The following is a 23,354-nucleotide window of genomic DNA, read 5'->3' as shown; positions in this document are numbered from 1 at the left end:
CTAGTCGAGAACGACCTCGCACCGGGTGGCGCAGCTTTCGTGCGCGGCGTCGATCACGCGCATGACCTCGCGGGCCTGCTCGGGCGTTACGGCGAGTTCGGCCTCGCCCTGAAGGTGCGCGACGATATTGTCGTAGTAGGCGCGGTAGTCACCCCGGGCGTTATCAATGGGTTCACGCTCACCGGTGTCGCCATGATAAAGCACGCCGCGGACCGGGTCCTCGCCCCAGCCGGGCTGGCCCGGTGTGCCGCCGTCGCGCAGGGTCTGCTCCTGAGTGTCGATACCGTGCTTGATCCAGGAAGCACGGGTGCCGTCGATGGCGTAGCGCAGTCCGTCATGGGCGCTCAGGGCATGGCTTGAGAGCACCACTCGGTGGTGGTCATAGCGCAGCAGTACGTGGAAATAATCCACTGCACCGCCCCCCGGTCTGAGCGTGGCCAGATCGGCGTAGACGCCCCGCGGCGTGCCAAACAGCGTTACGGCCTGATCGGCCAGATGCGAGCCCAGATCATACCAGGCGCCGCTGCCGGGGCCGGGGCGCTCGCGCCAGCGGTCGCGTACTTCAGGGCGGAAACGGTCAAAGTGCAGGTGGCAGCGGGTAACGTCGCCCAGCCGACCGGCCTCCAGCAGCCCCTTGAGAGTCAGAAAGTCAGCATCCCAGCGGCGGTTCTGGAAGACGCTGAAAACCCTGTCATGATGGCGGGCGCAGGTGGTGATGTGATCCAGCTCCTCGCCGTCCAGAGACACGGGCTTGTCGATCACCACGTGCTTGCCGGCCTGGAGCGCGGCCATGGCAAGCTGGGTGTGCGTGTCGTTGGGAGAGGCGATCACGATCAGATCCACCTCCGGATCACTGAAGGCCTGATCGGGCGTCGAGTAGACGTCGATGTCAGGCAGGTCAGCGTGAACGTCATCAGGCCGGCTGGAGACCACGCCCTTGAGGGTCATGCCGTGGGTGTGGCGAATCAGGGGCGCATGAAAGACGCGCCCGACCAGTCCAAAGCCGATAATTACGGTTCTGATGGGGGAGTGCATGGACTGTCTCCGTTGCTTGTGAGAGCTTTTGCCGCGCCAGTCGCGACCCGTGAATGACTTCTGCCAATCTGATCAAAGGATGGAGCGCATGACCGATACAACCGCCGGGGTCCCGGTGTCCCGGCCCCGGGCTACCCTGTCCCGCTGGACGGACTGGGGCAAGTGGCTCGCCCTGATCTCCATGACCGTGGATCATGTGGTGCGCTATGCGCTCTCCAATGAACTGTCCTGGCAGTTTGGCTGGGCGAGTTCCACCATCGGGCGAGTGGCGTTTCCGCTGTTTGCCGCCATGGTGGCCTGGCACGGGCTTTTCGATACCCGTAACCCCATGCGCTATGCGCGACGCATCCTCGTCATCGGTTTGATCGCCCAGCTACCCTATATGCTGATGCCGCGTTACTCCAGCGTACTGGTGATCAACGTCTGCTTCACGCTCGCCTTCGGGCTGGTCTGGGGTGCCTGGCTGCGACAGCTGCTGACGTCGCCGCCTCGTGAGACGCGCGCTCGAATGATCAGCGCTGCTGCCGTGGCACTTTCCGTTATCGTCTGGTACACGGTCGGGCCGCTGCTTGAATACGGCCGCTTCGGCATTTTGATGGTGCCGGGCTTCATGCTGGCCATGGCGGTCTATCAGCACTTTGATCATGGCGTGGCGCGCATCTGGGCGTGGCTGGCCGGGGTGCCGATTCTTCTGATCACGGCACAGCTTAATATTTACACCATCAGCAAGAGCGTGGCCTTTTCGACCACGCTGGTGGTACTGGTCATCGCCGCGGGACTGGCGCGCTGGATTCCGGGCGTGGTGCGCATGCCGCGCTGGCTGTGGCTTGGCTGGTATCCCGGCCATCTTGCCGTGATCGCCCTGATCGTTTATCTCCCCTATCTGCTGCCCACCTGATCATCTTCAAAGAGTGAGTGACCCATGTTGTCTGATGTCATGAGATTGGCCCGCGGTACACGTCGCGTTCGGTTCGCCCTGTTGCCGGCCTTGATGCTTGCAGGCGCGTTGATGAGCGGCCCCGCCGCGGCTGACACGCAGGTGCCGATTGTCTTTCCCGAGCATGTTCAGCAGGGGAGCATGGTGATAGGGCGGGTGCCGCCCGGCAGCCGGGTGGTGCATGCCGGACGAACGCTGGGCGTGACCGACTATGGTACGGTGGTGTTCGGGGTCGGCCGGGATGCCGCGGGTAACAGCGAAGTCAGCGTGACGCCGCCCGGCGGGCAGCCGCGCACGGTGGATATCCGGGTAACGCCGCGGGATTTCCCGGTTGAGCGCATTAACGGCGTACCGCCAAAGACCGTATCGCCACCGCCGAAAATCGCCGAGCGCATTCGACGCGAGCAGGCCGGCGTGAGCCAGGCCCGTACGCGTGACGAGCGCATTACCGATTTCACCGAAGACTTCATCTGGCCGGTGAAAGGGCGCATCAGCGGACGGTTTGGCAATCAGCGCGTCTACAACGGCACGCCGGGCTCGGCACATTCGGGCATGGATATTGCGGCCGCGACCGGGACGCCGGTCAAGGCGCCAGCCGGCGGCATCGTGACCTTTGCCAATCCGGATCTGTATCTGACCGGCGGCACGGTGCTGATCGATCACGGTTACGGCATCAGCTCCAACTTTCTGCATCTGTCGAAGCTGGAGGTGCAGGTGGGCGATCGCGTGGCGCAGGGCGATGTGATTGGTGAAGTAGGCGCGACAGGACGTGCCACCGGGCCACATCTGCACTGGGGCATGAACTGGTTTGATACCCGCATTGATCCGTTGCTGGTGCTGGAGCCTCGATAGCCACTTCTACGCCCGGGGATGCCCCGGGCGTTGTATCTCTGGCGTGACTATCGCCGCCATAAGATATTTCAACGCCCATATGGCTCAAGTCAGGTCGATGCAAGGCGATAACTCCTGTCCATATCAATAGTGTATTAATTAATAGTGCGATAATACAGACAGGTGATCACATGGCGATGGCGTCTGGCGTTTCAACCTTCTCGAACATGCGCGTTCGCACTCGCATGATGCTCGGCTTCTCTACGGTTCTTTTTCTGATCGTCCTGCTGACGGCCATCGGTGTCTGGCGCGTCGGTGACATTGATCGTGGCCTGACCCACATCAACGACGTGAACAGCGTCAAGCAGCGCCATGCCATCGACTATCGTGGCAGCGTCCATGATCGCGCCATTGCGCTGAGAGATGCAACGCTGGTAAGCGACAGCGAACTGCCTCAGGTCACGTCGCTGATCGACAGACTGACGGCGGATTATCAGACCGCTGCGGCGAGCATGGCTGCCATGGCAGCAGACGCCCAGAAGTTTACGGCCGAGGATCAAAGCCTGCTGGCCAACATCAACGCCGTGCATGATCGCACCATGCCGTTGATCGAGCGCGTGCTTCAGGCGCGCCGCAATGGTGACATCGAGGGCGCCCGGAACCTGCTGCTGTCTCAGGCGCGCCCGGCCTTCGTGGACTGGCTGGCCTCGATCAACGCCTTCATTGATTATCAGGAAGACATGAATCATGCCGAGGCCGTCGTGGTGCGCGGCATCAGTGGTGGCTTCCAGACCACCATGATTACCCTGTGCGCGCTGGCGGTACTGCTGGGTATTGCGATTGCCACGCTGATCACGCGGGGGCTTTTGAAAACCCTGGGCGCCGAACCCGGTGACGTTCGGGCGCTGGCCGAAGCGCTGGGTCGTGGCGAGCTGGATGCAACACGCAAGGTTTACGAGGATCGGGATCGCAGCATCATGGCCGCGTTGAGCCGCACGGCAGACCGGCTGCAGGAGACCGTGGCCAATGTGCGTCGCTCGGCGCATGAGGTGGCGCATGCCAGTGGCCACATCGAACAGGGCAATACTCAGCTTTCCTCGCGGACCGAGCAGCAGGCCAGTGCGCTGGAGCAGACGGCGGCCGCCATGGAAGAGCTTAGTGCCACAGTGCGCCAGAATGCCGATAACGCCCGCGATGCCGAGCAGCTGGCCACAAGGGCCGCCGGCGTAGCCGAGCGTAGCGGCGAAGTGTTTGGCAGTGTGGTGGTCACCATGAAGGACATTAACGACGGTGCGCGGCGCATCTCGGAAATCATCAGCGTCATCGACAACATCGCCTTTCAGACCAATATTCTGGCGCTCAATGCCTCGGTTGAAGCTGCCCGTGCCGGTGAGCAGGGCCGTGGCTTTGCGGTCGTGGCCGGCGAGGTGAGAAACCTGGCCAGTCGCAGCGCCGAAGCCGCGCGTGAAATCAATGCGCTGATCTCGGAGAGTGTGACCCGTACCGAGGAGGGGACTGCGCTGGTGGACCAGGCCGGGCAGACCATCGAGGAAGTCGTGACCTCCATCAAGCGCGTGCACCACCTCATGGGCGACATCAGCCGCGCCAGCGCCGAACAGAGTACCGGCGTCAGTCAGGTGGGTGAGGCCATCGGTCAGCTTGATCAGACCACGCAACACAATGCGCTGATGGTTGAGAAAAACGGCGAAGCCTCTCGTAGGCTGTATCAGCAGTCTCAGGCGCTGGTCGAGACCGTCTCGTTCTTTCGCCTGTCTGAGTCGATGGCGAACAGCCCACTGGCCGCCGAGCCGGCGCGGGTGCAGGTCGCCTCGAGGAGACCGTCATCAGCCTCAACGGGTGTCCGGAAAACGGAAACTTCGGCAAGAAAAGTCTCCCGACCGGACGCTTTACGCGCCCCGTCCAGAGATGCGGCGGTCGAGGAGTGGGAAAGCTTCTAACGATATCTGGAGGCGGGAAAGCCTCCGGGTTGGCCGTCAGTCTGCGGCGTGATCGTTCAAGGACTGACGGTACTGGCGGATCAGACGCTTGATTAAAAGCGAGATCAGAAAGACCAGCCAGCCGACCGTCATCAGCAGGCAGGCCAGCGTCCACTGCTGGGCGTCGGGCAGGTTGCCGACCAGGCGCTCCAGCAGCCACCACAGCGGTGGGGCGAGCAGCATCGGCGGGTAGAGGATGTGCATCCACATTTCGGTGCGCCGCTTTCTGACCCGATAGCGTGCCAGCGTGAGTTTCAGCGGCTGCCACATGAGCGTTGCCAGTGCGCAGACCAGCACCACAAGGGTCGCCAGCAAAAAGACCAGACTCTGATGATGGACCAGCGACCACTGAATGCTCCAGGCATAGCCTACCCATAGGGCGCCTTCGAGCAGGGCGGCGGAATCGGGCCAGCTACCGGCATAAAAGAGTCGTTTGTTCATGGAGAGCCTGTTTTGCACTTTGTCGCAGTGTAGCGCCGAGAGGGTGCCACGGAAACATGCATGCAAAAAGGTGTTACAAAAGAGGCCCTGTTCGTTGCTGGAACAGGGCCTCCTTTCTGTTTCTCAAAGGTCGTCTTTCAACGATGTGAGTCAGCCGTTATCTGACGGCGTCTCGCAGAGCGCTGACGGCCGGCAGGGTCTTGCCTTCCACGTACTCGAGGAAGGCACCGCCGCCGGTGGAAATATAGGAGATCCGGTCGGTGACGCCGAACTGATCGATCGCTGCCAGGGTGTCACCGCCGCCGGCGATCGAGAAGCCGTTGCTGTCGGCGATGGCGTGTGCCATGGCCTTCGTTCCGGCACTGAACTGCTCGATTTCGAACACGCCGGCCGGGCCGTTCCAGAGGATGGTGCCGGCTTCGCGCAGGGCGTCGGCGTAGGTCTGCGCGGTCTGCGGGCCGACATCGAGAATCATCTCGTCATCGCGCACCTCATCGACGTTGCGGGTCACCGCCTCGGCCTTGTCGGAAAACTCGGTGGCCACGACCACATCGATGGGCAGGGGCACGTTGACCTTGTCCATGAGTGCTTTGGCCTGATCTACCAGGTCGGCTTCATACAGCGACTTGCCGACGTTATAGCCCGCGGCCGCGATGAAGGTATTGGCGATGCCGCCGCCCACGATCAGCTGATCACATTTCTCGGACAGCGCATTGAGCACGTCCAGCTTGGTCGAGACCTTGGAGCCGCCGACGATGGCGACCATCGGACGCTTAGGACTGGACAGGGCCTTTTCAAGGGCGTCCAGCTCCGAAGAGAGCAGCGGGCCGGCGCAGGCATCCGGTGCAAAGCGGGCCACACCATGGGTCGAGGCCTGGGCGCGGTGGGCGGTGCCGAAGGCATCCATCACGTAGATGTCGCAGAGGCTGGCGTATTTTTTCGCCAGTGTCTCGTCATCCTTTTTCTCGCCCTTGTTGAAGCGCACGTTTTCCAGCAGGACAACTTCTCCTTCCTGCACCTCAGGGTCCTGCTCCAGATAGTCGCGCTCCAGACGGACCGTCATGCCCAGCAGTTCGCCCAGGTGGTTGGCCACCGGGGCCAGTGACTCCTCATCATTGGGCTCCCCTTCAGTGGGGCGTCCCAGGTGACTCATCAGCATGATACGAGCGTTTTGTTCAAGCGCCGTGCGAATGGTGGGCAGGCTGGCACGAATGCGGGCATCCGAGGTGACCTTTCCATCCTTGATCGGCACGTTGAGGTCCTGACGAATCAGGACGCGCTGGCCGGCGAGGTTCAGCTCGGACATCTTGCGCACAGTCATGTCGCTACTCCCGTATTAATGATAAGTGGTCGTCATTGGGCGGTGGTCGTGGCTCTGCAGTGTTTCCAGGGCCGGTTGGAACATCTTTCAGCATAGCAGGGACACGGAAAGCGAAGACAGCCACGCCGGGCGCCATTATTGACTGTCGGAGTGCGGTCATGCGCATGAGACTTTCGTCTATAGGTCGGTGACAGCGCGCATCGCGGTCAAGTGGTCGGTGGCGTTGTCGTCTCACAATGGGAGCCAGTCATGGCGGCCCTGAGCAAGAGGTCGTCCATGACAGGCATGCAGTGCAGATCCCTTCATGCTTGAATACTACTGACAAAACATGACATGAACTGCAACGTATAGTTGCTTATGCTGTTCGAGCCTCGGTATTGGCCGGCGGCAATGCAAAATCTTTCGTAGAAAAGAGGATGAAGATAATGACAGATATCGCCAGGCTGCTGGGAGAGGAAGCGGATAGCCTGTTGAACCATACCTGTGCCGGTTTCAAGAAAGAGGACCTGCACCTGCCTGGTCCCGACTTCGTTAATCGGGTCATGATGGACAGCAGCCGCTCACCGCACGTACTGCGTAACATGCAGACAATCTTCAACCATGGTCGACTCGGCGGCACGGGCTACGTCAGCATGCTGCCGGTCGATCAGGGCATCGAGCACTCGGCAGGCGCTTCCTTTGCGCCCAATCCGCAGTATTTTGACCCGAAAAACATCGTTGAGCTGGCCATTGATGGCGGCTGCAACTGCGTGGCCTCCACGCTGGGTGTGCTGTCCTCCGTGGCGCGTCGCTATGCACACCGCATCCCGATGATGGTCAAGCTCAACCACAATGAGACGCTGACCTATCCGGCCATCTACGACCAGACGCTGTTTGCGCAGGTCGAGCAGGCCCATGACATGGGCTGTGTCGCGGTTGGTGCCACCATCTACTTCGGTTCGCCGGAAAGCCGTCGCCAGATTCAGGAAATCAGCGAAGCGTTCGAGCGGGCGCATGAGCTGGGCATGGTGACCGTACTGTGGTCCTACCTGCGTAACCCCGAGTTCAAGAAAAACGGCGTCGACTATCACGTCTCTTCTGACCTCACCAGTCAGGCCGTGCATCTGGCCGCGACCATCAATGCCGATATCGTCAAGCAGAAGCTGCCGGAGAACAACGGTGGCTATCGTGCGGTCGGCTTCGGTCATACCCATGACCGTATTTATGACGAGCTTGTCAGCGATAACCCGATCGACTGGGCGCGCTATCAGGTCGTCAACAGCTTCATGGGCCGTGCCGGACTGATCAACTCCGGTGGTGGCTCCAAGGGCCATTCCGACATGGGTGAAGCGGTCCGTACTGCCGTCATCAACAAGCGTGCCGGTGGCATGGGTCTGATTTCCGGCCGCAAGGCGTTCCAGAAGACGCGTGAAGAGGGCGTGGCCCTGCTGAATGCCATTCAGGATGTCTATCTCGACAAGGATGTCACCATCGCCTGATGGAGATGTTCTAACGTTCGAGACGCAAAAGGGCCCGGCAATTGCCGGGCCCTTTTTTGTTTTCAGCGGTTACTTCAGGACATGAAACGCCTGCGAAGTGCCGGACAGCGCAGGCCATCCGGCACCCTGACGGATTATGCCTTGAGCATCTGCTCTGCGCGCTCGACCACCTTCTCAACGGTAAAGCCGAAGTGCTTGAACAGATCACCCGCCTTGCCGGATTCGCCGTAGGTGGTCATGCCAAACACATGACCATCGAGACCGACGTACTTGTACCAGGTCGACGGAATGGCGGCTTCGATCGCCATGCGCTTGCGCACGGCATTGGGCAGTACGGACTCGCGATACGACTCGTCCTGCTCATCGAACTGGATAGTGCAGGGCATGGAGACCACACGAACCTTTTGGCCCTTGCCTTCGAGTTCCTTGGCAGCGTCCATCGCCAGACCCACTTCGGAGCCGGTGGCGATCAGGATCAGGTCCGGCTGGCCGCCTTCGGCGTCCTTGAGGACGTAGCCACCGCGGCGGATGTTCTTGAGCTGCTCGTCGTTGCGAGACTGGGCCGGCAGGTCCTGACGCGAGAAGATCAGCGCCGTGGGGCCGGTTTCACGCATCAGACCTTCCACCCAGGAGGCTGCGGTTTCGGTGGCGTCACAGGGGCGCCATGTGGCCAGACCCGGCAGGTTGCGTAGATCGGCCAGTTGCTCGACCGGCTGGTGCGTCGGGCCGTCCTCGCCCAGACCGATGGAGTCGTGGGTGAAGATGTGCAGGATGCGGGTGTGCGACAGGGCCGACATGCGTACAGCGTTGTGCATGTACTCCATGAACACCAGGAAGGTGGCGTCATAGGGGATGAAGCCGCCGTGGGTGGCGATGCCGTTGGCAATCGCGCCCATGCCGAACTCACGTACACCATAGTGCAGGTAGCTGCCGTTGAAGTTGTCCTTGCTGACGGCCTTGGCGCCTTTCCACAGGGTCAGGTTGGACGGTGCCAGGTCGGCACTGCCACCGAAGAGTTCAGGCAGCTCCGGCGCCAGCTCGTTGAGCACACCAAGGGATGCCTTGCGCGAGGCGGTGGTTTCGGATTTTTCCTGAGCACGCTTGATCAGGGCATCGCCGTCAAAGTTCTCCGGCAGCTTGCCGTCGTAGCGGCGCTGAAGTTCCCTGGCGAGTTCCGGATGGGCCTTTTCATAGGCGGCCATCTTCTGCTTGTACTCGTCTTCGAGCTGCTGGCCCTTGTCGCGGGCATCCCACGCCTTGTAGATATCGTCGGGAATTTCGAACGCGCCGTATTCCCAGCCCAGCTGCTTGCGTGCGGCTTCGACTTCTTCTTCGCCCAGCGCTGCACCGTGGCTTTCTTCCTTGCCCGCCTTGTTGGGCGAACCAAAGCCGATCACGGTCTTGCAGATGATCAGCGTCGGCTTGTCGGTGACTTCCTTGGCTTCACGGATGGCGGCGTCGATCTGCTCGGCATCGTGGCCGTCGACGTCACGGATGACGTTCCAGTGATAGGCCTCAAAGCGGGTAGCGGTATCGTCGGTGAACCAGCCTTCGACTTCGCCATCAATCGAGATGCCGTTGTCATCATAGAACACGACCAGATTGCCCAGACCCAGCGTGCCGGCCAGCGAGCAGGCCTCATGGCTGATGCCTTCCATCAGACAGCCGTCACCGGCGAAGACCCAGGTGCGGTGATTGATGATGTCGTGACCGTCACGATTGAACTGGGCGGCCAGTGTACGTTCAGCGACTGCCATGCCGACGGCGTTGGCCAGACCCTGACCCAGCGGCCCGGTGGTGGTCTCGATACCCTGGGTATAGCCGTGTTCCGGGTGTCCAGGGGTCTTTGAGCCCAGCTGACGGAAGTTCTTGAGTTCTTCCATCGGCAGGTCATAGCCGGTCAGGTGCAGCAGCGAATAGTGCAGCATCGAGCCGTGGCCGTTGGAGAGAATGAAGCGGTCGCGCTCAGCCCAGTCCGGGTTGGCCGGATTGTGTCTGAGGTGATCGTTCCAGAGCACTTCTGCGATGTCAGCCATGCCCATCGGCATGCCCGGGTGGCCGGAGTTGGCCTTTTGCACGGCATCCATCGAAAGTGCACGGATGGCATTGGCGAGGTGACGACGCGAGGTCATATCTTGGTGAACTCCTGCCTGATGGTGGTAGTGAAAGGGACATTGGTGCCATCGACCGAAATCAGGGCGGCATGCGGCCAGCGCCTGCATCGATGTCGCACATCTTTATTCGCCAAGAGTAGCTGCATGAAATGGTGATGTCGCCCCCCTGGTATCAAGAAGGGCGTGCTGAAATTGGTGAGTCAGACTCCAGGCATGGGCTAGCGGGACGCCTCATGAAGCGTCATGACCTCATCAAGAATCTCTCTGAAGGCGTGTGCGTCATGCACGAAACGGCCCAGAAACATGCCCTGAACGCTGCCATCCAGACGGGACAGCAGGCCCGGCCCTGCGCTGCCGCCATATATGACGCGCCCGCCGCCATGGCCGTCCAGCCAGGCCTGAAGCTTGATGCACACGGCGCTGATGTGCTCTCTCGGTGCCGGCTGGCTGGCGCCGATGGCCCAGTGGGGCTCGTAGGCCACGATCAGATCTGTTTCTCTGGGCCGTGGGACATCCGTCAGCGCACTCTCTACCTGACGGATGCACTCGCTGGCCGCAATGTCCGGGTCCCCTTCCTCCACCTCTCCCACGCACAGGACGGGAGAGAGCCCATTTGCGATCGCCTGCGCGGTCTTGGCAGCAATCAGCGTTTCATCCTCATGAAAATGACGCCGACGCTCGGCATGGCCGACCTCCACGCAGCGACAGCCCATCTCGGCGAGCATGGCGGCGCTGACCTCGCCGGTCCAGGCACCAGGCGGCTGGTCGGAAAGATTCTGCGCCCCGATGCGGATACCGGTGTCGCGCATGATCTCAAGCACCGGCGCCAGGGCTGGAAACGAGGGCATGACGAACAGCGTGGCATGCCCCTGCGTGACGGCGGGGTGCTGTCGGGCAATGTCGGCCACCTGACGACACCAGTCCAGCGTTTGCTGATAGCCAAAGTACATCTTGAGGCTGGTGCCGATGAGCAGGGGTGCGGCCATGTCTTTCTCCAGTGGTTGAATCGTGAGTGATCGCCTAGAGCACATCGACCACGGCGCGGATGATCATGGACAGCGAGACGGCGCCGGCATCCGGCGTCCCCTTGCTCTTTTCTGCCAGCGGGCGGGCACGACCGATCTTCGGCACCAGGTCGGCCGTCTCCTTCGCCGCCTGCTCGGCACGCTCGGCCCCGGCCTGCCAGGCCGTTTTCAGGTCGTCGCCGGCCTCGACACGCTCGGTCAACACCTCGCTAAAGGGAACCAGCACGTCGACCAGCGTCTTGTCGCCGACCTTTGCCTTGCCAAAGTGCATGATGTTGTCGCGTGCGTCCCGCACGCCCTGAGCAATGCGAGCAGCATCGGGCCTTTTCTCGTCGCCGATGGCCATGGCCAGTGAATGCAGCGCCGAGCCCCAGATCGCACCCGAGGTGCCGCCGGCCTTGTCAGCCCAGGCATCGCCTGCCATTCGCAGCAGTGAGCCGGCGCCGGCGCCGCGCTCTTTCACCTCGCGACCCTTTTCAAGGGCTGCCTTGCCGCCGCGGGCCATGCCGATGCCGTGATCGCCATCGCCGGCGACCGCATCGATGCGGCCGAATTCCTCTTCGTTTTCTTCAATCACCTGATAGGTGACTTCGAGTGCCGCCAGCACCTTTGCCGCGGCTTCCTTCGATTCTTCCGTGGCGTCAGGGATGGCGTCCGGGTCGGGAATATCGAGTTCTGCTGCATCGAGCTGCTCGACACTGACGACGCTGCCCTTGCGATAGGCCGGCGTGTCGCAGGGGGCTGCCCAGAACTTCTCAAGCTCGTCGTCGAGCCAGAACAGGGTCAGTGAAGCACCAGCCATGTCGAGACTGGTGACCAGTTCCCCCACTTCGGGCTCGACAATTTCAAGACCGGCGTCCTGCAGCAGCTGATTGACGCGGCGATAGACCACGAACAGCTCTTCGTACTTGACTGTGCCCAGACCGTTGAGCAGTACCGAGGCCCGTGCCCCTTTGGCGCTGTCCACGCCTTCAGGCAGCTCTTCGAGCAGCCGCTTGACCAGGATTTCGGCCAGCTCATCGGCGGTGGGGATGTCCTGCTCGCTGATGCCGGGCTCGCCGTGGATACCGAGACCGACGGCCATCTTGCCTTCCGGCACGTGAAAGAGCGCGTCATCGGCACCGGGCAGGGTGCAGCCATCAAAGGCCACGCCAAAGGAGCGGGTACGCAGGTTGGCCGCTTCCGCCACGCGGACCACGTCTTCAAGCGAGTAGCCGGCTTCGGCGGCGGCGGCGGCGATCTTGAACACGGTCAGGTCGCCGGCAATGCCGCGACGTTTCTGAATCTCTTCGAGACTGGCGCTGGAGACGTCATCGATGACCTTGACCATCTCGCATGGAATGCCTTCGCTGATCAGACGGTCGCGCGCCTGGCCGAAATGCAGCACGTCACCGGCATAGTTGCCATAGCTCAGCAGTACACCGGCGCCGTTGTTGGCGGCACGAGCGACCGAATAGATCTGCTGGGCCGAAGGTGAAGCAAACAGGTTACCCATGGCCGCCCCGTGTGCCAGTCCCTGGCCGACCAGGCCGCAAAAGGCGGGGTAGTGGCCCGAGCCGCCGCCGATCACGACCGCGACGGTGTTCGGTTCGCTTTTGGTGCTGCGGATGACGCCGCCGGGCACCTGGCGCACCTGGTGAGCGTGAGCCGCGACAAAGCCTTCGGTGGCTTCGTCAACAAAGGCAACGGGATCGTTGAAAAGGCGTGTCATGACGGGCGTACTCCTGATAAGGCGACAATGATCAGATATCGCGCAGCCTTGTGCTCAAGCAGCATTCGATACCTCTCTCCCCCTCGCGTGCGAGACGCACTCGAACAGGAAATCGTCAGAACGATAATATGATCCTGACATGTACATTTGTTAGAAACATTCAGGCCATATTAGCGCCGAGCACGATGTGTTCGCATGAGACTTTGGTTTTAATATCGCCTTTGGTCGGGGGTGTCACGGCGCATTTGTTCGTTGATGAGTGATATTGTCGGCTTTTGAGGGTGGTTTTTGGCGCGAATGGTATGAACCAGAATATTTTTCATATGAATATGTTTTGTTCATATGATCGGTGGGGCGTACCCTAGACGGGTGTCAACGCAGACGGTGACAATTCACCAGGAGAGATCATGACAGTAGAGACCAAAAGGCTTCGGGTTGCACTCGGATGTGATGAAGCCGCTTATGACATGAAGCAGGCCATGGTAGAGCACGTGCGTTCGCTGGGTCACGAGGTCGAGGACTTCGGTACCTACAATGCCGAACCGGTGCTCTATCCTGATATCGCCTTTGCCGCTGCTCACGCGGTCAAGGACGGCAAGGTCGATCGCGCCATTCTGATCTGTGGCACGGGGATTGGCGTGGCCATCTCGGCCAACAAGGTGCCGGGCATTCGTGCCGCACAGGCGCATGACACCTATTCCGCCGAGCGCGCACGCAAAAGCAATGATGCACAGGTGTTGACCATGGGTGCCCGTGTGATCGGCGTCGAGCTTGCCAAGAAGATTGCCGAGTCCTTTCTTGAGAGCGAGTTCAGCGGCGGTGGCTCGCAGGCCAAGGTCGATCGCATCAAGGCCTATGAGCAGGAACAGGGCGGCAAGGCGTGATCCCTGTCTGAAAAGGCAAGGGCGCTCGCGCCGAGCCGATGTGATGGGGCTGTACGATCAACGGACGTACAGCCCCTTTTTCAGGTGCTTATTTTGGATAACCCGCTGTGACATGGGCGGCACTTGCAGGTATCTTCCCGCCTTCATGACACCAACGCGCCATATCCGGAGACCCCATGAACGAGCGTGCCGACCCCGATATCGCGCTGATGACCGAGATTGCCAGCCGGTATTACATGCAGGGCGAAACCCAGGAAGCGATCGCCGGGCGCATGGGCATGTCACGCATCAAGGTCGGGCGCATGCTCAAGCGTGCTCAGGCCGAAGGCATCGTTGATGTACGGGTGCGTCACCACCCATCGGTGGCCGCTGAAATCGAGCAGGCGCTGATTCAGCGCTTTGGCATCCGTCGGGCACTGATTGCACTTGACTGCGCCGATGCCGAACAGCAGCGTCATGAAGTTTCGAGCCTGGTGGCAGATCATCTTTCGAGAACACTGCAGGATGGCACCATGGTAGCGGTCGGCATGGGGCGCAACGTCGGCACCGTGGCCGATAACGTCTTTACCCAGCATACCCGGCAGTGTTCCTTCATCTGCGCCATTGGTGGCTCGCTGCGTGCCGGGGAATACATGAATCCCGATCATATCTGTCGGCGTCTGGCGGCCAGATTCGGCGGCGAGAGCGAAACGCTTTATGCCCCGGCCATGGTGGCCAGTACCGAGCTTCGTGATGCCATGCTGGAAAATCCCACCGTACGTCAGACCCTGGATCGCGCCCGGCGGGCCGATATCGCCATGATTGGCGTGGGGGATCTGTCGGAAGACAGCAACATGGTGCGTATGGGCTGGTTCTCGCCGCAGGAAATTGCCGAGGCACGCCTGTCCGGCACGGTTGGCGACATGATGGGCTATGACTTCATTGATCTGAACGGTCGCGCCTCTACCACCCCCATGCAGGGCCGCGTCATCGGACTGACCATTGCGGATCTGGCGCGTATTCCCGAGGTCATTGCAATCGCCAGCGAAAGCACCAAGGCCGCCGGTATACTCGGCGCGCTGCGCACTGGCGTTATTGATGTGCTCGCCACCAGCGCTACCAATGCACATACCATTTTGCATCTGGATGAGGCCACCCGCGCCCGCGACGAGGAATAAATCCTCGTTCGTTTCTCGTTGATGCTCCTTTCCAGCGCCCGGTCCTGATGGCCGGCAGCCGTCAAATTCTGCCTTTTTCCCTTTCCCATCTCTATATCAATGATCTTTGAAGCCAGGCTACATGCCTGGCTTCTTTAGTCTTATCTGGCACCGAATTGCTCTAAAAATTCATCTTTTTCAAATGGTTGAGGCGTACTTCGAAAGTCTCATCGGATTCTTTGTTGACTGTTAACAATGAATCCGAATACTGCAGTAAAAGAGCCGGCCGGGGGCCTTCGATGATTCAGGGAGCTGCGGCCCGATCCTTTCAATCGTCAGGAGAAAGACCATGAAGAATTTCGTCGCGTCGAGGGTTCCGACAGCACGACAGGGGGGCAAGCGCGCTTTCAGAACGGCACTGGCGCTGAGTGTGGGGCTGGCGGCTGCGGCCATGGTCGGTGCTGTACAGGCACAGACGCTGGTACTGGGCCATGGAGCCGCGCCAGGTAACCCTCGCTCGTTGGCCGCCGATCGCATGGCCGAGCTGGCCTCGAAATATAGCGACGGTGATCTGGAACTTCGCATCCAGGGCTCTGAGCAGCTTGGGTCGGATGTGCAGATGCTACAGCAGACTCAAAGCGGGGCGATCGGGCTGACAGCCAATAGTCAGGGATCATTGGCTTCCATCGTCCCCAAGGCCAACGTTTTCGGGCTGCCTTTTTTGTTTGACTCCCCTCAGGCTGGCTGGCAGGTCGCAGATGGACCGATTGGTGATGAAGTGGCCGAGCAGGCCGAACAGCGTGGCCTGAAAGTGCTTGCGTGGTGGGACAACGGTCTGCGCCAGTTCACCAATAACGTGCGTCCGATCGAGTCACCGCAGGATCTCAAGGGGCTCAAGATGCGTACCTCTCAGGACGCGGTGACTATCGACACTCTGCGTACTCTGGGCGCCAACCCGACTCCGATGGCCTTTGGTGAGCTCTATGTGGCGCTCAAGCAGGGCACGGTGGATGGTCAGGAAAATCCGGTGGTCAACATCATGTCCTCGCACCTTGAAGAGGTGCAAAAGTATCTGTCGCTGTCCGACTATCGCTATGAAACCACCCCGATCGTGATCGGCATGCCGACCTGGCAGCGCCTTTCTGAAAAGGATCAAAAGGCACTTGAACGTGCGGCGCATGAAGCCGGCGATTTTCAGCGTCAGACGCTGATTGATCAGACCGACGAGCTGCTTGAAAAACTGCGTGATAACGGCGCCATGCAGATCAATAAAGTGGATGCCGCGGCCTTCCGCGAAGCCACAAAACCGGTTTATGACATCTGGCAGGACAAGCTGGGCGATATTGTCGAGCGTACCCGCCAGGCTGCCGAAGAGGCTAATCAGGCCACTACCGGTGAGGCGTCCGCATCCTGGTGCTCAAACCGGGGCCGGTAGATACCGGTCCCGGTACAGAATTGGTGTTTTGCAGGGGCGACGCCGAGGCCTGATGTGATGGAGACGATAATGAGCCAGGGGCATGACGCAATGAAGGCAGATAATCCCATCTCGACACCACCGCTTCTACGATGGCTGAACCGAGGTCGTGAGCTGTTTTATGTTATTGGCAGCGCAGTGGTGGTGGTGACTACGGCAGTGATCGGGATCACCCTGATGTCAGGAGTCATCGTGCGCTATTTCCTGGCCGGCTCGCTGGCCTGGGGCAACGAGTTGCCGGTGATTCTGTTTCCGTGGCTGATCATGGGCGGCGTGGTCATGGCAGCGGCGCGTCATCAGCACCTGGGCGTGGATTTTTTTGCACGCAAGCTGTCACCGAAGGGGGCCCGGGCGCTGATGGTCGTGGTGCAGCTCATGGTGGCGGCCCTGATGGCGATGCTGGTCCAGCAGTCATTCGTTTTGATGCAGTTCATGCAGTATCAGACCACGCCGGTGCTGGGCTGGTCCGCGACATGGGCCTTTTATAGCCTGCCGCTGGGCGCCGCCGGAGTGATGCTGCTGGCCGTTATCGACCTGATCGGGCTGGCCAGCGGTGCCGAGCCCGCCATCCAGGAGGAGCCTCTCCCATGACCGTGATTGCGCTACCGCTGTTTCTGCTGCTGCTGGTCATGGCGCTGCCGGTCGGCTATGCGCTGCTGGGCGCCAGCAGCATCGGCATCGTCCTGAGCGGCAGCTATCCGCTGTCGATCGTCGCGCAGCGCTTCTTCGATGCCACACAAAGCTCGCTGCTGCTGGCGATTCCGTTTTTCATTCTGGCCGGTGAACTGCTGATTGCCGGTACCCTGGGGCAGCGCATCATCCACTTTGCCGGCATTCTGGTTGGCCGGGTGCGCGGGGCGCTGGGGCAGGTCAGTGTGGTGACCTCGATGCTGTTTGCCGGCGTGTCCGGCTCGGCAGTGGCGGATGCCTCGGCGCTGGGGTCGGTGCTGATTCCGTGGCAGAAGCGGGAAGGCTATCCGGCCCCCTTTGCAGCGGCGGTCAATTCGGCCAGTTCGGTCATCGGTGTCATCATTCCGCCCTCGATCCCGCTGATCATTTATTCAAGCGTGTCGCAGGTGTCGGTCGGCGCACTCTTTCTGGCCGGCATCGTGCCAGGCTTTATTTTCGGCGCGGCAAGTCTGGCGGCGGTCTATCTGATTGCCCGGCGCGGCAACTTCCCGCGCAGTGATCAGCCCTTCGCATTCGGCCCTGTGGTGCGCGGCTTTATCGCTTCACTGCCAGCGCTGTTGATGCCGGTGATCATACTGGGCGCGCTGATCGGCGGCATCGCCACACCGACCGAAATCAGCGTGGTGGCGGTGTTCTACGCGCTGATCGTGCGGCTGTGCTATCGCGATTTGACCCCGCGCGGGCTGCTCGGCTCGATACTGAGCGCCGGCCAGGCCACAGGCGCAGTACTGCTTTTGATCATGGCCTCCTCGGTGCTTGGCTGGATCATGACCGTGGATCAGCTGCCTTCGCGACTGGTGGACTTCATCAATGCGCTGGGTCTGACCGATGTGCTGGTAGTGCTGTTCATGAACCTGCTGATGCTGGTGGACGGGGCCGTGATCGACATGACACCTGCCATCCTGCTGCTGGCACCGATCATGATTCCGCTGGCCGAGTCGATCGACATGAGCCTGATCCAGCTGGGCATCATGATGGTGCTGAATCTGGCGATTGGCCTGTTTACGCCGCCGGTAGGCACGACGCTGTTCATTTCATCCTCCATTGCCGGCGTGCGGATCGAGCAGACCGCGCGGGCGCTGGTGCCGTTTTACATCTTCGCGCTGCTGGTATTGATGCTGGTGAGCTACGTGCCGGCGATTTTCCCGGCCGGTTAGAACAGGATGCGACGCCCTGTTCAGAGGTCGCATCAAAATTTGCCTGTTTTCGATGTTAACAGTCAACAATGGAGTGTTTTGATGAGTGTTGAACTGCCTGATGCCGAGCGGATGCGTGCTGTTGGCATGTCGGTTAGTACCGCAGCCTGGGATGGCTACGACTGGCCCGATATTTTTTCCTCGATGGCGCGGCTCAATATCACCGACGTCGAGCTGGCCTTTATCAAGGGCTACGTCAACGAATTTACCGATGCCGATCTCAATGCCGAACTGGCAAAGAGACTATGCGAACTGATGGCGCAGTACGGCCAGCGCTGCACGGTGCTGTCAGCCCATATCGATCTCGGTGAGCCGGGTGCGGCAGAGAGCATGGCAGTGCGTATCCGTTTTGCCGCCGCGCTGGGGGCGCGTTATCTGATTTCCAATGCGTCAAGCCTTGCCGGGCGTGAGTATTTCGAGCAGGGGCTCGATCACATGATGGCGGCGGCTCGAGAGGCGGGCGTCAAGCTGCTTTTCGAAAATCCGGGCGATGGCAGTGACAACGTGATCAATCAGGCCAGCGAGCTGGCAACGCTCACGGAACGCCTCGATGCCTCGGTCACCGGCATTAATTATGACCCCGGCAATTTGATCTCGCATCGCCCGGCGCTGTCGCCGGTTGATGATGCGCTCAAGGCCATCCCGCAGAGTGACCATTTACATCTCAAGGCGGTGAGCCGCAAGCAGGATGGCTATCACTTCGGCGCGCTGGGTACCGGTGATATCGACTACGCCCCTATTGTTGAGGCGCTGGCGGCGCGTCGTTTGCCTTTCAGCCTTGAATTGCCCTTCCGGTTGCGTCGTGACGAACACGCGCAGCCCAACAAACTGGCCGAGCCACTACCGCTTGAAGAGATCGAGCGAGGCGTGGCGGCGTCCCTGTACTGGATGGCACAGAACCACCCGGCCCTGTAATCACCTGTAGTTATTCACTTGAACCCTGTTCGGGAGTACACCATGAAAGGATTGTTGGAAAATAAGGTCTGCATCATCACTGGCGGTGCCGGTCCTCGCGGTATCGGCAAGGCGGCGGCGCGACTTTTTCACGAGCACGGTGCCATCGTGGTCATCGCTGATCTGGATTTGGACAAGAGTCGTGAAGCGGCGGCGGATGTCAGCAGCGAGCGCACCATGGGCGTGGTCTGTGACGTCACCGACAAGGCTTCCTGCGAGGCGGCCGCAAAAGCTGTTGCCGATCAGTATGGCCATATCGATGTGCTGATCAACAATGCCGGGATCACCCAGCCGCTGAAAACCATGGAGATCACGCCAGAGAATTACGAGCAGGTCACCGATGTCAGCCTTCGCGGCATGCTGTACATGTCTCAGGCCGTACTGCCTTACATGGTGGAGCAGAAGGGCGGTGCGATCGTGAACACCTCGTCGGTCTCGGCCCAGCGTGGTGGCGGTATCTTTGGCGGGCCGCATTACAGTGCCGCCAAGGCGGGCATGCTGGGACTTTCCAAGGCCATGGCGCGTGAATTCGGCGCGCACAATATCCGCGTCAACTCGGTCACCCCCGGGCTGATTCAGACCGACATCACCGGTGGCAAGCTGACCGATGAGATGAAAACGCAGATACTGACCGGGATTCCGCTCAACCGCCTGGGCGATGCCGACGATGTGGCAAGAGGGTTTTTGTTCCTCGCCTCCGAGCTTTCTTCCTATACCACAGGGGCGGCACTGGACATCAACGGCGGCATGCATATGTACTGACACCTCAGGTGTCTCATCAATGACAGGGCGCCCCACGATGGGGCGCCGATCAATCAGCCTGCGCTCTGTGCTTCCATGGCGCGCATCAGGCGCTGAGCTGCTTCATCCATGTGCTCAAAGAGCACCCGTTCAATATGTGTCGGGTCGCGTTGGGCAATCACATTCAGCAGATGGTCGTGACGATCTGCCGACATATTGTGCAGCGCTCGCTCGAGACCGGCATGCATGACCGTGATTCGAATCGGCCCTTCCAGCGCCAGCCAGCTCGACAGTAACACCGGATTGTCACTCAGTTCGCAAAGGGTACGGTGAAAGGTCAGATCAGCCTCGATCTGTTCACCAAGATCGTTTTGCACCTCATGCAGACGCTGAAGGCATCCGCGCAGGATTTCCAGTCGCGCGGCAAAATCGTCATGAAGACAGAGGCTGCGTGCCGCCAGTACCTCAAGGGCTGCACGGACCTGATAAAGATGACCGATTTCTCCTTCATTGATCTCTCTTACCCGCAGCTGACCGCGCGGGCCTGCGACCAGTAGACCTTCCTGTTCCAGTCGGCGCATTGCTTCGCGTAGCGTGCCACGGCTGACGCCAAAGGCCGAAGATAGGTCGGTTTCCACCATATGATGGCCAGCAGGCAGCTGTCCGGAGGTAATGGCAGAGCGCAGGCCATCCAGACACTGATCGCGAAGGGTGGTGCGCTGAAGGCTTCTAATGCTCATGAACGGTTCCTGTAGAAACGGCAATGCAGCAATCAGGATACCTTTTTTGGCTATTGTAAACTGTCAACAAAGACATGCTGATGCTGTACTGATGTTCTTGAGCTGCAGAAATGTTCGCATTATCAGCGCCTTTTATAGCCAGGAACTTTAGTCGCAAGCCTTCCTGAACGATGCGTTTATTGCCTTTTATTTCAGCCTGTTAAAAACGTTAAGCACAAAGTCTTAGGGGTTGAGCCCGGTCCAGGGATTGCAGTCAACAGGCGCTGTGGCGTTAATACATTTGAACGAAGGCAGGTCAAATGATTCGGCATGGGCACCCTCCATTCAGTGTCCCTTGAACCCTGAAGTCCTGACAACCACCTGCCTCTGCAGCGGAGACCGGTTTGATATGACAGCAGAAGCCAGTACGCATGCCCGCCCTCGCGCTCGCAAAAAACGTGGCCGTGCCATCGCGGCTGTGGTGGTGGTCATGGTGGCCATCGCCATTGGCTGGGACACGCATGTGGTTGAGCAGGGGGCGGAGTCTGATGCCCAAAGCGGACAGTTCTCGGCTGAACGCTACGGACAGGAACAGTTCCCGGAGATTCGCCAGAGCGTGGAGTCCCGTGCGGTGGATGCGCCGGAGCTGGCCCGGGCACTGGCTGATAATGCCAGCGCTGCCGGTGAGCGCTATGGCGTCGCCGGTGGGATCGGCCCGATCTTTCCGGTGAGTTTCACCGGTACTGTGGGTGAGGGCAAGTCCGGTATCTATACGATCGACATTCCCGATATGCCCGAAGGCACGCGCGTCAGGGTGCAGACCGGTCCGGCCATCAATGGCACCGCGCTGCGGGATGCGACCGGCGATATCAGCTTTGGTCAGTTCACCAATCAGATCGAATACCAGAACGCCGGTGCAGCCATCAATAATGCCATGAAGGCCGAGGTGCTCGAGGGTGTGGATACGGCCAGCCTGAGTGGCAAAACCGTTGAAGTGACCGGCGTTTTTCAGATGATCAATCCCAGGAACTGGCTGATTACACCGGTGGCCCTTGAAGTGCAGGGCGAATGATGACGGGAGTGCGTCATGAGCAGTGAAGAGAGCGTCATGGAAAGGCCGGCATCGGCTGACACCACCGGCGAGGTCGTACTGTCAGCACGCAACGTGGCCAAATCCTTTGGCAGCGTACAGGCCCTCAAGAGCGTCAACTTTGATATTCGCCGTGGGCAGGTGACCACGCTTTTCGGGGAGAACGGCGCGGGCAAGTCGACGCTGATGAAGATCCTTTCGGGCGTGATTCAGCCAAGTGCCGGCGAGATTGTGCTGGAAGGTACACCGGTCAGCTTTGGATCGACCGTGGATGCCCAGCGGCACGGTATTTCGATTATCCACCAGGAGTTGAGCCTGGCGCCCAACATGAATGTGCGCGACAACATTTTCATGGGGCGCGAGCTGGGCGGGCCCGGGGGCGTGGACTACGCCCTCGAGGCGCGTGAAACCGAGCGGTTGATGGCCGAGCTCGATGAGCCCATCGATCCACTGACTCTGGTGGAGGATCTTCGTCTCGGCCAGCAGCAGATTGTCGAGATCGCCCGGGCCCTGTCGGTGGATTCGCGCATCCTGATCATGGATGAGCCGACCTCGGCGCTGTCGGCCTCCGAAGTCGAGGTGCTGTTTCGGGTCATCGCAGACCTGAAAAGCCGCGGGGTATCAATCGTCTATATCTCGCACCATCTGGAAGAGGCGCTGACCATTACCGATCACGCCGTGGTGCTGCGCGATGGGGCCATGACGGCCTATGCCGAACGCAGCGAGATCGATCTCGAGTGGATCGTGCGTCATATGGTGGGCGACAACTTTGATCTGGGCTCGCCGCCGACCGGTCACACGATGGGTGAGGTGGCACTGTCACTGGAGAACATCAGTGTGGCGGATGTGGCGGTGCCGGAGCGTTCGGTGGTGGATCGGCTATCGCTGTCGGTTCGCGCCGGCGAAATCGTCTGTATCTACGGCCTGATGGGGGCTGGGCGCACCGAGCTTCTGGAGTGTGCCGCCGGGCGCGTGACGGCCAGTGATGGCCGGGTCATGCTGGAGGGTGAGGACATTTCCGGCCTGAGCATCGCCGAGCGTATCGAGCGCGGACTGGTGCTGGTTCCCGAAGACCGCCAGCGTGATGGCCTAGTACAGACCATGGCAGTGGGTGAAAACCTGTCGCTGGCCAGTATCGGCGCGTTCACGCGTGGTCTTTTGACCTCGCGCGGTCGCGAGCAGGCCGTCATCGAAGAATCGATTCGCAATGTGCATATCAAGACCGACGGTGGTGCGGCCGGTATCGGCTCGCTCTCCGGCGGCAATCAGCAGAAGGTGGTTATCGGCAAGATGCTGGCGACCCATCCTCGCGTGGTGCTGCTGGACGAGCCCAGCCGTGGTATCGACATTGGTGCCAAGGCCGAGGTGTTTCGGCTTCTGGCCGAGGGGGCGTCAAAGGGGCTGGCGGTCATCTACTCGACCTCGGAAGTGGGGGAGTGTCTGAGTGTGGCGCACCGGATCGTGGTGATGAGTCGTGGGCGCATCAGTGCCGAGTTCGGGGCCGATGTGACCCGCGAAGAGATCATGGCCGCCTCCGGGGAATAATCCGAAGGCTGAAATACGTGTATATCAGGGATCAC

Annotated in this window: 20 protein-coding genes; 13 read left to right on the top strand and 7 right to left on the bottom strand. The window is 60.5% G+C overall.

Features of this window, described 5'->3' with window-relative positions; genetic code table 11:
- The gene (locus B9G99_RS04430) at window positions 1-1,035 is read right to left on the bottom strand and encodes an oxidoreductase (protein WP_086620914.1); all 1,035 of its coding nucleotides are present in this window, start codon (window positions 1,033-1,035) and stop codon (window positions 1-3) included.
- Window positions 1,036-1,123: 88 nt separating this feature from the next.
- On the opposite strand from B9G99_RS04430, the gene B9G99_RS04425 reads away from it, so the two are divergent.
- The 3 genes from B9G99_RS04425 to B9G99_RS04415 all read left to right on the top strand — a co-directional run bounded on the left by B9G99_RS04425 (window position 1,124) and on the right by B9G99_RS04415 (window position 4,761).
- Entirely contained in the window at window positions 1,124-1,933 is an 810-nt protein-coding gene (locus B9G99_RS04425; protein ID WP_086620913.1) for a TraX family protein, read from the top strand.
- 111 nt (window positions 1,934-2,044) lie between these two features.
- A complete protein-coding gene (locus B9G99_RS04420) occupies window positions 2,045-2,824 on the top strand; it encodes a M23 family metallopeptidase (RefSeq protein ID WP_227875924.1) in 780 nt (259 codons plus the stop codon).
- Between the two features lie 170 nt (window positions 2,825-2,994).
- Entirely contained in the window at window positions 2,995-4,761 is a 1,767-nt protein-coding gene (locus B9G99_RS04415) for a methyl-accepting chemotaxis protein (RefSeq protein ID WP_086620912.1), read from the top strand.
- A gap of 36 nt (window positions 4,762-4,797) precedes the next feature.
- On the opposite strand, the gene B9G99_RS04410 is transcribed toward B9G99_RS04415, so the two are convergent.
- Both B9G99_RS04410 and B9G99_RS04405 read right to left on the bottom strand, forming a co-directional pair.
- On the bottom strand, window positions 4,798-5,241 hold the full coding sequence (locus tag B9G99_RS04410) for a hypothetical protein (RefSeq protein WP_086620911.1): 444 nt from the start codon (window positions 5,239-5,241) through the stop codon (window positions 4,798-4,800).
- A 157-nt stretch (window positions 5,242-5,398) separates the two neighbouring features.
- On the bottom strand, window positions 5,399-6,562 hold the full coding sequence (locus tag B9G99_RS04405) for a phosphoglycerate kinase (protein ID WP_086620910.1): 1,164 nt from the start codon (window positions 6,560-6,562) through the stop codon (window positions 5,399-5,401).
- Between the two features lie 425 nt (window positions 6,563-6,987).
- Here B9G99_RS04405 and B9G99_RS04400 point away from each other — a divergent pair, with 425 nt between their 5' ends.
- Window positions 6,988-8,040 (top strand): class I fructose-bisphosphate aldolase, encoded by a 1,053-nt coding sequence (locus tag B9G99_RS04400; protein WP_086620909.1) that lies wholly within the window; start codon window positions 6,988-6,990, stop codon window positions 8,038-8,040.
- A gap of 134 nt (window positions 8,041-8,174) precedes the next feature.
- On the opposite strand, the gene tkt is transcribed toward B9G99_RS04400, so the two are convergent.
- The 3 genes from tkt to B9G99_RS04385 form a co-directional block, all read right to left on the bottom strand.
- The gene (gene tkt, locus B9G99_RS04395; protein ID WP_086620908.1) at window positions 8,175-10,172 is read right to left on the bottom strand and encodes a transketolase; all 1,998 of its coding nucleotides are present in this window, start codon (window positions 10,170-10,172) and stop codon (window positions 8,175-8,177) included.
- Window positions 10,173-10,372: 200 nt separating this feature from the next.
- A complete protein-coding gene (locus tag B9G99_RS04390) occupies window positions 10,373-11,140 on the bottom strand; it encodes a triose-phosphate isomerase family protein (RefSeq protein WP_086620907.1) in 768 nt (255 codons plus the stop codon).
- Window positions 11,141-11,174: 34 nt separating this feature from the next.
- Window positions 11,175-12,890, bottom strand: coding sequence for a dihydroxyacetone kinase family protein (locus B9G99_RS04385; protein WP_086620906.1), 1,716 nt, complete (start codon window positions 12,888-12,890; stop codon window positions 11,175-11,177).
- A 407-nt stretch (window positions 12,891-13,297) separates the two neighbouring features.
- On the opposite strand from B9G99_RS04385, the gene rpiB reads away from it, so the two are divergent.
- The 7 genes from rpiB to B9G99_RS04350 all read left to right on the top strand — a co-directional run bounded on the left by rpiB (window position 13,298) and on the right by B9G99_RS04350 (window position 19,986).
- The gene (rpiB, locus tag B9G99_RS04380) at window positions 13,298-13,774 is read left to right on the top strand and encodes a ribose 5-phosphate isomerase B (RefSeq protein ID WP_086620905.1); all 477 of its coding nucleotides are present in this window, start codon (window positions 13,298-13,300) and stop codon (window positions 13,772-13,774) included.
- A gap of 176 nt (window positions 13,775-13,950) precedes the next feature.
- Window positions 13,951-14,931, top strand: coding sequence for a sugar-binding transcriptional regulator (locus B9G99_RS04375; protein WP_086620904.1), 981 nt, complete (start codon window positions 13,951-13,953; stop codon window positions 14,929-14,931).
- A 328-nt stretch (window positions 14,932-15,259) separates the two neighbouring features.
- Window positions 15,260-16,345, top strand: a complete 1,086-nt coding sequence (locus tag B9G99_RS04370) for a TRAP transporter substrate-binding protein (RefSeq protein ID WP_086620903.1) — start codon at window positions 15,260-15,262, stop codon at window positions 16,343-16,345.
- A gap of 69 nt (window positions 16,346-16,414) precedes the next feature.
- Complete coding sequence (locus B9G99_RS04365) at window positions 16,415-16,975, top strand: TRAP transporter small permease (protein WP_158521438.1); 561 nt, start codon at window positions 16,415-16,417, stop codon at window positions 16,973-16,975.
- Complete coding sequence (locus tag B9G99_RS04360; protein WP_086620901.1) at window positions 16,972-18,231, top strand: TRAP transporter large permease; 1,260 nt, start codon at window positions 16,972-16,974, stop codon at window positions 18,229-18,231. Before B9G99_RS04365 ends, B9G99_RS04360 begins: the two co-directional genes overlap by 4 nt.
- An 81-nt stretch (window positions 18,232-18,312) precedes the next feature.
- Window positions 18,313-19,185: a sugar phosphate isomerase/epimerase family protein gene (locus tag B9G99_RS04355; RefSeq protein ID WP_158521437.1), complete on the top strand. Its 873-nt coding sequence runs from the start codon at window positions 18,313-18,315 to the stop codon at window positions 19,183-19,185.
- A gap of 42 nt (window positions 19,186-19,227) precedes the next feature.
- Complete coding sequence (locus tag B9G99_RS04350) at window positions 19,228-19,986, top strand: SDR family NAD(P)-dependent oxidoreductase (RefSeq protein ID WP_086620899.1); 759 nt, start codon at window positions 19,228-19,230, stop codon at window positions 19,984-19,986.
- Between the two features lie 53 nt (window positions 19,987-20,039).
- On the opposite strand, the gene B9G99_RS04345 is transcribed toward B9G99_RS04350, so the two are convergent.
- Window positions 20,040-20,705 carry a GntR family transcriptional regulator gene (locus tag B9G99_RS04345; protein WP_086620898.1) on the bottom strand — a complete coding sequence of 222 codons (666 nt, stop codon included), beginning with the start codon at window positions 20,703-20,705 and terminating at the stop codon, window positions 20,040-20,042.
- A 388-nt stretch (window positions 20,706-21,093) separates the two neighbouring features.
- On the opposite strand from B9G99_RS04345, the gene B9G99_RS04340 reads away from it, so the two are divergent.
- Window positions 21,094-21,756, top strand: coding sequence for a DUF2291 family protein (locus B9G99_RS04340; protein WP_086620897.1), 663 nt, complete (start codon window positions 21,094-21,096; stop codon window positions 21,754-21,756).
- 15 nt (window positions 21,757-21,771) lie between these two features.
- Window positions 21,772-23,319 (top strand): sugar ABC transporter ATP-binding protein, encoded by a 1,548-nt coding sequence (locus B9G99_RS04335; RefSeq protein ID WP_227875923.1) that lies wholly within the window; start codon window positions 21,772-21,774, stop codon window positions 23,317-23,319.
- The last annotated feature ends 35 nt before the right edge of the window (window positions 23,320-23,354 follow it).

Origin of the sequence: Kushneria konosiri, from assembly GCF_002155145.1 — a bacterium.
Taxonomy (GTDB): Bacteria; Pseudomonadota; Gammaproteobacteria; order Pseudomonadales; family Halomonadaceae; genus Kushneria; species Kushneria konosiri.
This window is presented reverse-complemented; position numbering and strand designations above follow the sequence as displayed.

What these genes read in the sequence shown, in the direction of transcription:
- B9G99_RS04430 (WP_086620914.1), bottom strand. Translation starts at nt 1,035, where the DNA reads ATGCACTCCCCCATCAGAACCGTAATTATCGGCTTTGGACTGGTCGGG.
- B9G99_RS04425 (WP_086620913.1), top strand. Translation starts at nt 1,124, where the DNA reads ATGACCGATACAACCGCCGGGGTCCCGGTGTCCCGGCCCCGGGCTACC.
- B9G99_RS04420 (WP_227875924.1), top strand. Translation starts at nt 2,045, where the DNA reads ATGAGCGGCCCCGCCGCGGCTGACACGCAGGTGCCGATTGTCTTTCCC.
- B9G99_RS04415 (WP_086620912.1), top strand. Translation starts at nt 2,995, where the DNA reads ATGGCGATGGCGTCTGGCGTTTCAACCTTCTCGAACATGCGCGTTCGC.
- B9G99_RS04410 (WP_086620911.1), bottom strand. Translation starts at nt 5,241, where the DNA reads ATGAACAAACGACTCTTTTATGCCGGTAGCTGGCCCGATTCCGCCGCC.
- B9G99_RS04405 (WP_086620910.1), bottom strand. Translation starts at nt 6,562, where the DNA reads ATGACTGTGCGCAAGATGTCCGAGCTGAACCTCGCCGGCCAGCGCGTC.
- B9G99_RS04400 (WP_086620909.1), top strand. Translation starts at nt 6,988, where the DNA reads ATGACAGATATCGCCAGGCTGCTGGGAGAGGAAGCGGATAGCCTGTTG.
- tkt (WP_086620908.1), bottom strand. Translation starts at nt 10,172, where the DNA reads ATGACCTCGCGTCGTCACCTCGCCAATGCCATCCGTGCACTTTCGATG.
- B9G99_RS04390 (WP_086620907.1), bottom strand. Translation starts at nt 11,140, where the DNA reads ATGGCCGCACCCCTGCTCATCGGCACCAGCCTCAAGATGTACTTTGGC.
- B9G99_RS04385 (WP_086620906.1), bottom strand. Translation starts at nt 12,890, where the DNA reads ATGACACGCCTTTTCAACGATCCCGTTGCCTTTGTTGACGAAGCCACC.
- rpiB (WP_086620905.1), top strand. Translation starts at nt 13,298, where the DNA reads ATGACAGTAGAGACCAAAAGGCTTCGGGTTGCACTCGGATGTGATGAA.
- B9G99_RS04375 (WP_086620904.1), top strand. Translation starts at nt 13,951, where the DNA reads ATGAACGAGCGTGCCGACCCCGATATCGCGCTGATGACCGAGATTGCC.
- B9G99_RS04370 (WP_086620903.1), top strand. Translation starts at nt 15,260, where the DNA reads ATGAAGAATTTCGTCGCGTCGAGGGTTCCGACAGCACGACAGGGGGGC.
- B9G99_RS04365 (WP_158521438.1), top strand. Translation starts at nt 16,415, where the DNA reads ATGAGCCAGGGGCATGACGCAATGAAGGCAGATAATCCCATCTCGACA.
- B9G99_RS04360 (WP_086620901.1), top strand. Translation starts at nt 16,972, where the DNA reads ATGACCGTGATTGCGCTACCGCTGTTTCTGCTGCTGCTGGTCATGGCG.
- B9G99_RS04355 (WP_158521437.1), top strand. Translation starts at nt 18,313, where the DNA reads ATGAGTGTTGAACTGCCTGATGCCGAGCGGATGCGTGCTGTTGGCATG.
- B9G99_RS04350 (WP_086620899.1), top strand. Translation starts at nt 19,228, where the DNA reads ATGAAAGGATTGTTGGAAAATAAGGTCTGCATCATCACTGGCGGTGCC.
- B9G99_RS04345 (WP_086620898.1), bottom strand. Translation starts at nt 20,705, where the DNA reads ATGAGCATTAGAAGCCTTCAGCGCACCACCCTTCGCGATCAGTGTCTG.
- B9G99_RS04340 (WP_086620897.1), top strand. Translation starts at nt 21,094, where the DNA reads ATGACAGCAGAAGCCAGTACGCATGCCCGCCCTCGCGCTCGCAAAAAA.
- B9G99_RS04335 (WP_227875923.1), top strand. Translation starts at nt 21,772, where the DNA reads ATGAGCAGTGAAGAGAGCGTCATGGAAAGGCCGGCATCGGCTGACACC.